Consider the following 12,168-nt stretch of genomic DNA (forward strand, 5'->3'; position numbering starts at 1 on the left):
ATGAGCGTCGAACGCATCAATCCGCCCGAGCTCTACGACAGCGTGCGCTACGGGTTCTCGCATGCCACCCTGCAGAAGGGCGGCAAAACGCTGCATCTCGCGGGGCAAGTTGCCTGGGATGCGGAGGGCAATGTAGTCGGCGGCTCGGACCTTGCTGCGCAAACGCGACAGGCGCTGGCGAATCTCAAGGCCGTGTTGAAGGCTGCGGGCTGCAGCCCCGCGGACATCGTTCGAATCCGCACCTACGTTGTGAATCACACGCCGGACAAGCTCGGCCCGGTGCTCGGCGAAGTCGGTGCGTTTTTCGGTGGCGCCACGCCGCCGCCGAATACATTCATCGGTGTGGCCGCGCTCGCGCTCCCTGATTTCCTGGTCGAAATCGAAGCGATCGCCGCGGCCCCGGAATGAAGTCAGGGTCGCGCCAGTGCGAGTCATTCTCAAAGTCCTGCGTTGTCGCGAAGCCTCACCGGCTTGATCGGATTCGCGGCACTTGCTTTCGGTCTCTCTAGGAGAGTAAAAAGCACGGCGAAGGCCAACAGGGGAATAGCACCAGCCGCAAGAAAGACTGGTGCGTAACCATAATGATCGAGTGTCCAGCCGGTGGCCATGGTGAACACCATGCCACCGGCTCCGGCGCCCATCCCGCCCAAGCCCACCACCGAGCCGACCGAGTCGCGCGGAAAAGCATCGGCGCACAACGACATCATATTCGGCGCCCACAGCCCGAAGCCCAGCATCGCCGTGCTGATGCCGGCGAAAATGATCGTGATGCTCAGTTCGAAGGCCGCAGCGATGCCGGCCGTCATCAGCAACATTCCGATCAGCATCACTGTGAGGCGCGCGGAAATGACGCCCAAGCCGCGCCGGCATAACAAATCGGAGAACGCGCCGCCTAGCACGATGCCCACGCCTTGCGCGGCGAACGGGATCCACGCGTACTTGCCGATATCCGCCGCAGTGAAGCCGGCGCTGCGAGTGAGATATTCGGGAATCCAGAAGTAGTAGAACCAGACCCACGGATCTGCGAGCACACGCGCGCCGATCACGGCCCAGACGTTGCGAGATCGGAGCAGGCTCATGTAGGGAGTGCGCTTGGCAGGCGCGGCCGCGTCCTCACCGATGTGATGCAGCTCTTCATCGGTGACGGCCGGATGTGCGCGAGGCAAACGATAGAGCCACATCCACGCCGCGAGCCACACGAGGCCGACGAGCCCTGTGAGAATGAAGGCCCAGCGCCAGCCCAACGTGAGATTGATCCACGCGACGATGGGGACTGAGATCACCAGGCCCGCGCTGACACCGGCGCTCCAGAGTCCCGTCGCGAAGCCCCGTTCCTTTTGCGGAAACCATTCGGAAACCGCTTTGACGCACGCGGCCCAGCTGCCCGCCTCGCCGGCGCCCAACAAGAAACGAAAGACGGCGAAGGAGGCGACGCTGCCGGCGATCGCGTGTAGTCCGGCAGCGAGTGACCACCAAGCCATGATGAGCGCGAATCCCAGGCGCGTGCCGATGCGATCGATCAGCCAGCCCGTCACCGGCTGCATGAACGTGTACGCGAGCAGGAACGCCGTGAGAATCGATGCGTAACCCGTGTTGCTGATCTGCAGCTGATCGCGCAACGTCGGCGCGAGCACGGTCAGCACCTGGCGATCGACATAACTGATCGCGGTGGCCGCGAACAGCAGCAGCACGATCACCCAGCGAAAGTTGGGAATCTTTTTCACCAGTGTTTGTGTCTAGAGCCACCCCAGGCACATGGATGTGCCCGCCGCCGCAGGCGGCGAGCGCAGGAGCAAAAGTCGCGCCTTTTGCTCTCTGCGCCTGAGCGCGAGTGGCAGGATGCCCGAGTCGCTCTTTTAATTACGCAATCAAGCTCTTCAGGTGCGCCTCGATCCGCAGCATCAATCGATACACGCCGTTCGGCACTTGCCGGCCGGTGCGCGTGATCAGGCTGATGCGGGTCGAGTTCATCACCGGGTTCTCGATGGGGATCGCGATCAATTTGCCTTCGCTCAGCTGCGGCTGCGCCAGGAACTCCGGCAGGAATGTGAGGCCGCGGCCGCACTTGGCGAAGTCCTTCAGCAGCATCATCGAGTTCGCGATCAACCCCGGCTCGAGGAACACGGCTTCGGCATGTTCGGCCTCGCGCACGATCTGGCGGATGCGGAACGAATCTTCCGGCAGGCCGATGCTGTACTGTTTGAGCTCGGCCAGCTTCACGCTCTTGCGGCCGGCCAGCTCATGCCTGGGATGGACGATGGCCTTCAGCGGTTGTGACAGCGTTAGTCGCGCGCGGACTTTCGGGTCTTTGGGCACATCGAAGATGAGCCCGAAGTGGGCCTCGTCCTCGCGCACCAGGGCGACCGCGTCGTTGGTGCCGCTCATCTTCACGCGCACCGTCAGCCCCGGATAGCGGCGCATGAACTCCTGCAGGACTTCACTGAAGGCGTCGCTGATGAAAGCCTCGCCGACCGCGAGGTTGATGGTGCCGCTGCGAATGCTTCGCAACTCGGCGACCCGCGACAGGAACACCTCTTCGTGAGCCTGCATCTCGCGGTAATAAGCGAAGGCGGCGTTGCCCGCTTCGGTCAGCTTGATCTTGCGGCGTCCGCCCTCGATCAACCGCATGCCCAGTTCCTTCTCGAGCGCGGCGATCTGCCGGCTGATGGACGAGGTCGCGACATTCAGCTCATCGCTGGCCGCCCGCATCGTCCCGAGCCGCGCTGCCTCGTACAAATAGCGCAGTCGAATTTCCCCGTGCATGCGTTCTCCCCGATACTTGCAGTAAACGCAACGAAGTCGAGTCTATGTTGAGGTCGCGCCCGGATTCAATCAGCTCCAAACTTATCCCCCCGATCGCCAGCGAACCGGCTGGACGGTCGGTTCGGAGCCCTGAAGAACAATGAAACCCGTCAACGTGGTGGTGCTCGGCGGCGGCCTGGTGGGCTGCGCGGCGGCGTATTACCTGGCCCGGCGCGGGGCTGGCGTGCTGTTGGTCGAGCAGGGCGATCTGAATCGCGAAGCTTCCGGCCGCAATGCCGGCTCGCTGCACTTTCAGCTCGAGTACCGGCTGATTCGCTATGGCGACGAATTGGCTGCGCAGTTCGCCCAGATCATTCCGCTGAGTCTGGTCGCGCTCGAAGACTGGCGCGGGCTGGAAGCCGAGCTGCGGGCCGACCTCGAAGTCGGCATGCATGGCGGCTTGATCGTGGCTGAGTCGGATGCTGATGTGGCGCTGCTGGAAAGGAGGCAGGCGCTGCAGGAGAAATGGGGACTGGCGTCTCAGCTGCTGTCGGCCGCGGAGGTCCGGCGGATGGCTCCGTACCTGGCTGAGAGCGTCATTGCCGCCGGTTACTTTCCGCACGAAGGCCATGCGAACCCCCGGCTGGTCGCGCCGGCGTTTGCTCGTCGCGCGGAAGAACTGGGGGTGACCATTCAGTCGCAGACTCGAGTGACGGGGCTCATGCGCGATGGTGCGCAGTGGGTTGTCACTGTGGTCGATCGATCCGGCCGTGCTCGAGAAGTGATTGCGGATGCTGTGCTCAATGCGGCTGGTGCGTGGGCTGGTGAGATTGGCGCGCTCGCGCATTTGCACTTGCCGATCTTTGCGGTGCCCTTGTCGATGAATGTCATCGAGCGCGCTGCGCCTCTGATTCCGCATCTCGTGCAGCACGCGAGTCAGCGGCTGACGCTCAAGCAAGTTGCGGCGGGGAATGTTTTGGTAGGCGGTGGCTGGCCGAGTCGGTTCTCGCGCGAGGGTTCAGCGATGAGCACGCAGCGGCGCGCTGATCCTGTGGTCGAGAATGTGATGGCGAATCTGACGTTGGCTGCGCGGCTTGTGCCGGCGATTGGCGGGTTGCATTTGTTACGTTCGTGGACGGGGATTACTGGGATCACGACGGATCAGATGCCGCTGCTCGGCGCAGTGCCGGAGGCGCCGGGGTTCTTCGTTGCTGCGGGCGGCGCGGCGTTTACGCATGGGCCCACGTATGCGCGGCTGGTGAGTGAGTTGATTCTGGAGGGGCGGCCCTCGGTGAGCATCGACTTGTATAGTCCGGCGCGGTTCAGTCACATCAATAATTTCATGGCGTCGGTGTGATGAGCCGAAGGCAGCTTCGTCAATTGCTTTGTCATGCGGCGTACACCACGGTGTGCGGGAGCAAACGTGAGTAAGCGCATTACCGTTGGCGTTGTGAGGCCGTCGCCCGTAAGCATCTTCGTTAATGGCAAGGCGGTCGAGGCGTACGAAGGTGAGTCCGTGCTGACTGCGCTGATTGCTGCTGGGGTGCTTGCGACGTCGCGAGACAGTTTTGGGCGATTGCGTACGCCTTTTTGCAACATGGGTGTTTGTTTCGACTGCTTGGTCGAAGTGGAAGAGGGCGGCAGGGTTTCATCGCGCGTTCGGGCTTGTTTGACGCCGGTGCGCGCTGGGTTGCGTGTCGTCGTGCCGGAAGGACGCTGATGGGCGCGAGCGATCAGCAAGTGAGTGATGCGACTTGCGATGTTGCCATCATTGGCGCTGGCCCGTCCGGCCTTGCTGCCGCGGCTGTGCTTCGCGAGCACGGCGTCGGTGTGACTGTCATCGATGAGCAGCCGAGAGCCGGTGGCCAGATCCTCCGTCAGCCGCCGAAGAATTTCTCTGTGGCTCATTGGCTGCCGGCGAAGCTGTACGACCGCGTGAAGGCCGCGTTGCATGCGGTGAGCGAGCAGCAGGATATCGATTGGCGATTCCAATCGACGGTGCTCGGAATCTTGCGGCCGTCGGCGTATCGAACACTGCGTGCGGACGCGTCCGGCGCCGCCGGCCCGGAATCAGCGGCCGTCCGCAGCCACATGGAAAGACAAACCAGCGTCGCTGGTCCGGACCAGAAGCTTGGTGGTGGTGCGCACGAGCTGTGGATCCAAGGGCCGTCGGGGTGTTATTTGCTCCGTGCTAACGCGGTGCTCCTCGCTCCGGGCTGTTACGAGCGTCCGCTGGCGTTTCCGGGCTGGACGCTGCCGGGCGTGATGGGGGCTGGGGCGATTCAGGGGTTCGTGAAGAGCCAGCAATTCGTGCCGGGCAATCGTTTCGTGCTTGCGGGCAGCCATCCATTACAGCTGGTCGTCGCCGATCAGCTGCTGACTGCGGGAGCGCAGGTGGCAGCCGTTGTCTTCACGCAGCGAAAGCAACAAGCCTTGCGCATGTTGCGCCATCCGTTCGTGGCGCTCAGACATCATCGGCAATTACTAGAAACATCTCACATCCTGCGCAGACTGCGCCGAGCCGGTGTGCCGGTCATCTTCGGCCACACCATTGTGCGTGCAGACGGCGCCCACGCCGTGGAGAAAGCGACGATCGCTGAGATCAATCCAAGCGGCACGATCGATCATCACAAAACCCATGTGTTCGAATGCGACCGCATCGGCGTCTGCCACGGCTTTCTCGCCTCATCCGAACTGGCGCGTCAGGCCGGCGCCGACATGCATTGGAAGGATCACGCCGGCGGCTGGCTGGCTCGTCACGATGACTGGCTCGAATCGAGCATCAAGAACCTGTTCGTGGCTGGCGAAATCACCAGCGTCGATGGCGCCGACGCGGCGCTGGAAAAAGGTCGCATCGCGGCGGTGGGCATCCTGCGCTCACTCGGTCGCCTCGATGACAATCGCGCGCGCAGTCTGGCGTCGAACGCGAGGAAACGTTTGTCACATTTGCAGAGATTCGCCGCCGTGCTTCAGCAGCTTGCGCAACCTCCTGCGGGTCTCGCATTACAAACAATGAGCGACGACACCCTCCTGTGTCGCTGCGAGTCCATCCAACGGGGCGAGTTGCAACGGGCGCTAGCAGACAACAAACATGTGCTCTCCGCCGATGCCGCCAAGCTGCTGACCAGGGTCGGCATGGGCTTGTGCCAAGGCCGACTCTGCGGCGACAACGTCGCGCGCGTGATCGCCGATGCGCGCGGCGTGCAGCCCGACGAAGTTGGGCCATTTCAGGCACAAGCGCCAGTGAAGCCCGTGCCGCTCGCCGCACTTACTCGCGAGCGCATTACTTCGCCACGTCCTCGTATGTAACGCCGGGAGCAATGAGCCCACGGCCTTGCACGTTGCAGCTGAGGCAACGAACGCGCGCAGCCGCTGTAATTGAATTCGGACCACAGGTGCAGCACTGTCCCGACCGGGTTACTTCGAGACTGGCCGTATTGATGAGCTGTCCCGAGCCGAGGCGATGGCAGCACATCGATATGCGACCGCTGTCGCAGGCGGCGACAAGGATGTCCGAACGATCGCGTTTGATGAGTGAACGAGGCGCATATGGACCGACGTTGGCGGCATTTGTTTGCGTTCGTCTGGGTGTTCGCGGCGCTGGCGCTAAACAACGCGCGGGCCGACAACGCGGATGCGGTCAAAGCGGTGGAAGGTCTGTGGGCCTACACGACCTTGCTGGCCAGCGGCACTGGGCAGGTGATGCCGCTCACCGGCGTCATCCTCTACAAGGACGGGCTGTTCGCTCAGCAATCCATCTTCGACGGCGAGCCGTTCGACGCACAGGGCGCCATGGCGCATGCCGGTCCCTTCAGCGCCGGTCCGAGAGGCGTTCACATGACCGCCGAGCAGACAATCAGCATCACGCCCGGCAAAGATCCCGCGCTGAAGTTCCGGCGCGACACTCAACACGACATCTCAGTCGATCGCGCCGGCGACACGATGACCATCGTGTTCGGCTCCGGCACGGTGCAGAAATTCAAGCGCATCGGTCCGGCGCAGGGCGACATCTACAAATTGCAGGACGGCTTGCTCGCGCTGGTCGACGATCACTTCGTGCTGGTAGCCGGCGATGAACGGGCGGTGGTGACCGGCTTCGGCAAGTTCCAGCGCAAAGGCTCGGCCTACGATCTGCAGGTCATTCGCTGGTCGGAAGCGACGCCGACGAAGGCGACCCATCGCCGCGATGCGAGCCTGAAAGCGACGTTCGATGGCAAGACCTTCGCGCTCGCCGATGGCCGTGCTTTCCAGGTGGTGGCCAGGAAGTAAACTCGGCATTCCGCGATCCGAAGATTCTCAACATGACACGCAGTTATTCGATGAGCGCCACTCGCTGGGTCGGTCTGATCGGCGCGGCCTTGGCGTTAAGCGCACTGTCCGGCTGTTCGCGCAAAGAAGAAGCGCCGGCGGCGACCGGCCCATCGGCGTCGGCGGCCGCGCTCGAACCGTTGATTCAGCAGTACGCGCAGATCGAAAGGCTCGAAGAGGAAGAGATGGGCGGGCGGCGCGACGTATCCGCCGCCGGGTTCCAACAGGAAATCGACGTGCGACGGCAGTTGCTGGAAAAGGTCCGGCACGTGAGCAAAGACGGCCTGTCGCTCGACCAGGATATCGATCGGCGCTTGATGATCGGCTTGCTGGATTCCTCGATCCACACCGCCGAGGCGCGGCGCATCTGGGAGAACGATCCGGCGTTGTATGTCCCTGCGCCGGAGATCGGGCGTGGGCTCGAACCGACGGCGCCGGGCACGCCGCAGGAGCGCGCGACATCACTGACGGCGGTGCTGAACGACTTGCCGGCGCGACTGGACCACGCCCGACGCAATCTGAAAACGCCGCCGCGCACGTTTACCGAGTCGGCGATCTTCAAGACCGAAGGCACGATCAAGCTGCTGCGCGAGAGCGCGCCGACACTGGCTGCACAGGCGGGCGATGCTAAGGAATCTTTGAATGCCGCCACGAAGACGGCGCTGGCTGCCCTCGACGATTATTTGAAATTTCTGAAGGACGATCTGCTGTCGCGCTCGACCGGATCGTGGGTCTTCGGCAAAGAGAACTACGACTACGTTCTGCAACACCGCTGGATGATGAACGCCGATGCCGACGCCATCCTCGCCCGTGGCCAGAAGGCATTCGAGGAAACTGAAGCGTTGGCGCAGGAGGTCGCGAAGCGGATCGATCCGAAGGCCAAGCACTGGACCGAGGTGTACGAGAAGCTCAAGGACGATCATCCGACGGCGGACGGCATCAAGCAGGCGTATCAGGCCAAGATCGACGCCGCCAAGGCGTTCGTAATCGAGAAGCACATCGTCACGTTGCCGCCCGGCGAGCGCGTGATCACCATCGATACGCCGCCGGCCATGCGGCGTTCGTCCCCGTTCGGCACGTTCCAGTCGGTCGATCCGTTCGGCAAAGATCTGGAAGGCAAGCTGGTGCTGACGCCCATCGAAGACTGGATGACGGCGCAGCAACGCGAAGACCGGCTGCGTTCGCATCACACGGCATGGATTCCGATTATTGCCGTGCACGAGGCGTATCCCGGCCATCATGTCGATGGGCTGAAGCGTCAGCAAAGCCCGCGGCTGCTTCGCAAGATCGTCCGCGAGTCCATCATGTCCGAGGGCTGGGGACTGTTCACCGAAGAGATGATGTTCGAGCAGGGCTTCCTGCAAGGCGATGACGTCCGCCTCACTCAGCTGCGCAATCGTTTGTGGCGCGCGGCCCGCGTGATCCTCGACGTAAGCTTGCACACCGGCCGCATGAGCTTCGACGACGCGGTGACTTTCTTATCCGAAAAGGTCCGCTTCGATCGTTACGCGGCCGGCCTCGACGTGAACATGTACATCGAGCGGCCGACCTATGTGCTCGGTTATCTGATCGGCATGCAGGAGATCGAGCAGATCCGCGCCGACTACATCAAGCAATATGGCGAGCCAGATCCGCCGAGCGAGTTCTACGACCGACTGTTGAGCGTCGGCTCCATTCCGCCGGCGCTGGTCCGCGAGTCGCTATTCGCTCAGAAGGCCGCCGAGGCGAAGGCGGGCGGCTCATGAACGTCAAAACCCCAAGTTAGCGATATCAACCGATCCGCCCCCTTTCGCCCGGGCCCATCTCTCTGGCATGCTGACAACGTTGTCACCTTAGACCGACGGCAACGGAAGCAAACCGGGGGATAGAGAATGAATTCGAATAGCGGCGCACAGCCGAGCTACCTGCCTGCACTGGTGGTGCTGACCTCCCTGTTCTTCATGTGGGGGTTCATTACCTCGCTGAACGACATCCTGATCCCGCATCTCAAGGCCATTTTCACGTTGAGTTACGTGCAGGCCATGCTGATTCAGTTCAGCTTTTTCGGCGCGTACTTCGTGATGTCGGTGCCCTCGGGCTACCTGGTGGAGAAGTTGGGCTACCGGCGCGGCATCATCATCGGGCTCTCGACGGCCGGTGTGGCGTGTCTGGGCTTCTATCCGGCAGCCTCGATGCAGTCGTATCCGCTGTTCCTGGCGGCGTTATTCGTGCTGGCGTCCGGCATCACGCTGCTTCAGGTCGCCGCGAATCCGTATGTCACCATCCTCGGGCCGAGCGACACCGCGGCCAGCCGCCTGAATCTCACGCAGGCCTTCAATTCGCTGGGCACGACAGTCGGTCCGTTCCTGGGCTCGATGTTCATTCTGTCGGCGGCTGTCACCGCGGGCACGGCGGTCGATACGGCAAAGGAAATCCAGACCGTGCAGGGCCCGTACCTGGTGCTGGCGGCGCTGTTGTTCCTGATCGCCATCGTGTTCTCGCAGTTCAAGCTGCCGGTGGTGAAGGGCACGGATGCGACGACTTCGGCGGCGGACGATCACAATGTCCCCAGCGTGTGGAAGCACTCGCACCTGGTGCTCGGGGCGGTTGCCATCTTCATGTACGTGGGCGCGGAGGTTGCGATCGGCAGCTTGCTGGTGAATTTCATGTCGCAGCCGGACGTCGGCGGACTGAATGAAAGCACCGCCGGCCGGTACCTGTCGCTGTATTGGGGCGGAGCGATGGTCGGCCGCTTCATCGGCGCCGTCGTGCTTCGCAAGATCAGGCCGGGCCACGTGCTGGCGTTCAACGCGGCCTGCGCGATCGCGCTGCTGCTGATCGCGATGAGCATGGCCGGCAGGACGGCGATGTGGGCCGTGCTGGCCATCGGCCTGTTCAACTCGATCATGTTCCCGACCATCTTCACGCTCGGCGTTGCGAAGCTCGGCCGTCACACCGGCGAAGGCTCGGGCGTGCTGTGCATGGCCATCGTCGGCGGCGCCATCGTGCCGGTGATCCAGGGATACTTCGCCGACACCATCGGCCTGCTCGCATCGTTCTTCGTACCCGCGGTCTGCTACGCCTACATCGTGTTCTACGGACTCAAAGGTCACATCGTCCGCAGCGTGCCCGATGCGGAAATTCCGGCGAGCGGCGCGCGGGCCAATATGTGACCTCGCTCACAAGCCTGACAATTCCTTGAGTGTCAGATCGGCTTCGAGGACCGGTAACCGCTGCATCTCAGTGGCGGGCGCCGGTCCTCGCGTGAGAGACTGCCGGCGCGAAGAAGATCCCGCACGGGCAACTCATGACGGACAACTGGCAGCGCGTAGCAGGAAGCACGCATCAGCGAGGATTCATCGACGGCGCACTCCCGATGCTCGTGAAACGAGCGGTGGTCGCGCAAGCTGTTCTCATTCTTGTGGCGCTGTGGAGCTACGCCTCCTGGCGGGTCTATAGCGACAAAGCCGAAACGCTCGAATCCGCCCGTCACGAGCTGAGCGCCCTCGCCGCCGGCATGTACGTTCATTTGCAGGCGGTCTTGAACGACAGCCTGGGCGCGGCGCGGACCGCTGCGCAGGCGATCGACGCCAACGGCGGAATGACGGAAATTCCATCGACGACGGCCGCTCAGTTGCTGGCGCGTGAGCTCAGCAGCGGCGAATACGTTCGCGCGCTGTTCGTGATGACGCCAAATAAATTCGTCGCAGCCGTTCGCAATCGTGACACGCAAACGCTCGATGCGCCGCCGGGCTGGATACAGCCGGCGATCGAGGATACGCGCGGCGTATTCATCGGCCGCACGATCGAAGATCCCATCGAATCGGCGCAGCGCGCATTCCCCATCGCGATCCGCACCGTCGACAGCACTGGCGCCACGGTGTGGGCCGGCGCATTGCTCGGCGTCGATGCGCTCGACCAGTTGTACGAAACCATGGCGATCCGTGGCGGGGCGTTGAGTGTCACGTCCACCGCCGGCGATTTGTTATTACGAGTGCCGACGCCGACGCTGGCGCACACCAAACAGATCAACGTCCGCGATAGCGACGTTTATCGCGGCAGTGTGCAGTTGTCGGAAGAGGGCGGCTTCGTCGAAGCGCCGAGCCCGTTCGCAACCGGCACGTGGGTGTATGCCATCCGCCGTCTCGGCGGTTATCGGCTGGCGGTGTCGGCGAGCCGCGAGAAAGAAGCCATTCTGTATCAGTGGCACGAGCGCACGCGCGGCCTGACGATCGTGCTGGTCGGCATCTCCATCTTGTTTATCGCGATGACGGTGCTGCTCCGGCATTTCATCAACCGGCTGGAGAAGGCCAACACCAATCTGGGTCAGCTCAATGCCGAGCTGGAGAGTCGCGTGGCCGCGCGCACCAACGAGTTGCAGGAAGCGAATCAACAGCTGGCGCTCACCAATGAAGAGTTGGAAGCGTTCACGGCGTCGGCGTCTCACGATCTGCGCTCGCCGCTGGGAACGATTGCGGGCCAGGCGGGCCTGCTCCGTGACGACATCGGTAGAGGGATGACCGATGTGATCACGCAACGTATCGATCGCATTCAGTCCAACGTCACACGCTCCTCCGAAATCATCGACGGCTTGTTGTCGCTGGCGCGCGTGTCGCGCCAGGAATTGTTGAACGAGCGGGTCGACATTTCGGCGCTGGCTCGAAACGTCGTAGAGGATCTGCGCCAGCAATATCCGAGACACAAGGTCGAGTGCATGATCGAGCCGAACCTCATGGTGAACGCCGACCCGCGCTTGATGAAGAGCCTGTTGGGCAACCTGCTGGGCAACGCCTGGAAGTACACCAGCCGCATACCGAACGCGCGCGTCGAAGTGAGCTGCACGCAAGCCACCGGCGGCATCGTGTTCTCGGTGCGAGACAATGGCGCCGGTTTCGATATGTCACGCGCGCAGCGTTTGTTCGAGCCGTTTCAGCGATTGCACAGCCCGTCGGAATTTCCGGGCGTGGGCATCGGCCTTGCGATCGTCGCCCGCATCGTGCGCCGTTATGGCGGCAAGATCACGGTGGACAGCGAGCCCAGCCGCGGCACGATTTTCCGTTTCACCCTGCCGGCAGCGGCGGTCACCAACAAAGAATAAGAGTCGGGTGTTATGGTGAGGCTCCCGTTCCTGGAGCCCTC

General features: G+C 62.8%; 10 protein-coding genes. 8 read left to right on the forward strand and 2 right to left on the reverse strand.

The window, feature by feature from the left end; all coding sequences use genetic code 11:
• Positions 1–408, forward strand: coding sequence for a RidA family protein (locus GYH35_RS26760; RefSeq protein ID WP_161830004.1), 408 nt, complete (start codon positions 1–3; stop codon positions 406–408).
• A gap of 29 nt (positions 409–437) precedes the next feature.
• Here the strand turns inward: GYH35_RS26760 and GYH35_RS26765 are convergent, their stop codons facing one another.
• Positions 438–1,724 carry an MFS transporter gene (locus GYH35_RS26765; protein WP_161830005.1) on the reverse strand — a complete coding sequence of 429 codons (1,287 nt, stop codon included), beginning with the start codon at positions 1,722–1,724 and terminating at the stop codon, positions 438–440.
• Between the two features lie 136 nt (positions 1,725–1,860).
• Positions 1,861–2,763 (reverse strand): LysR family transcriptional regulator, encoded by a 903-nt coding sequence (locus GYH35_RS26770; RefSeq protein ID WP_161813278.1) that lies wholly within the window; start codon positions 2,761–2,763, stop codon positions 1,861–1,863.
• A gap of 139 nt (positions 2,764–2,902) precedes the next feature.
• Between GYH35_RS26770 and GYH35_RS26775 the strand changes: the two genes are divergently transcribed.
• The 7 genes from GYH35_RS26775 (at position 2,903) to GYH35_RS26805 (ending at position 12,127) form a co-directional block, all read left to right on the forward strand.
• The gene (locus GYH35_RS26775; RefSeq protein ID WP_161830006.1) at positions 2,903–4,099 is read left to right on the forward strand and encodes an NAD(P)/FAD-dependent oxidoreductase; all 1,197 of its coding nucleotides are present in this window, start codon (positions 2,903–2,905) and stop codon (positions 4,097–4,099) included.
• 66 nt (positions 4,100–4,165) lie between these two features.
• Entirely contained in the window at positions 4,166–4,462 is a 297-nt protein-coding gene (locus GYH35_RS26780) for a (2Fe-2S)-binding protein (protein WP_202624746.1), read from the forward strand.
• 20 nt (positions 4,463–4,482) lie between these two features.
• The gene (locus GYH35_RS26785; RefSeq protein ID WP_202624748.1) at positions 4,483–6,051 is read left to right on the forward strand and encodes an FAD-dependent oxidoreductase; all 1,569 of its coding nucleotides are present in this window, start codon (positions 4,483–4,485) and stop codon (positions 6,049–6,051) included.
• Between the two features lie 240 nt (positions 6,052–6,291).
• Entirely contained in the window at positions 6,292–7,011 is a 720-nt protein-coding gene (locus GYH35_RS26790) for a hypothetical protein (RefSeq protein WP_161830009.1), read from the forward strand.
• Positions 7,012–7,043: 32 nt separating this feature from the next.
• On the forward strand, positions 7,044–8,795 hold the full coding sequence (locus GYH35_RS26795) for a DUF885 domain-containing protein (protein ID WP_161830010.1): 1,752 nt from the start codon (positions 7,044–7,046) through the stop codon (positions 8,793–8,795).
• Positions 8,796–8,921: 126 nt separating this feature from the next.
• A complete protein-coding gene (locus GYH35_RS26800) occupies positions 8,922–10,202 on the forward strand; it encodes a sugar MFS transporter (protein ID WP_161830011.1) in 1,281 nt (426 codons plus the stop codon).
• Between the two features lie 134 nt (positions 10,203–10,336).
• On the forward strand, positions 10,337–12,127 hold the full coding sequence (locus tag GYH35_RS26805; RefSeq protein WP_161830012.1) for a sensor histidine kinase: 1,791 nt from the start codon (positions 10,337–10,339) through the stop codon (positions 12,125–12,127).
• Positions 12,128–12,168: the final 41 nt, after the last annotated feature.

It is taken from the genome of Steroidobacter agaridevorans (assembly GCF_009932555.1).
Classification (GTDB): Bacteria; Pseudomonadota; Gammaproteobacteria; order Steroidobacterales; family Steroidobacteraceae; genus Steroidobacter; species Steroidobacter agaridevorans.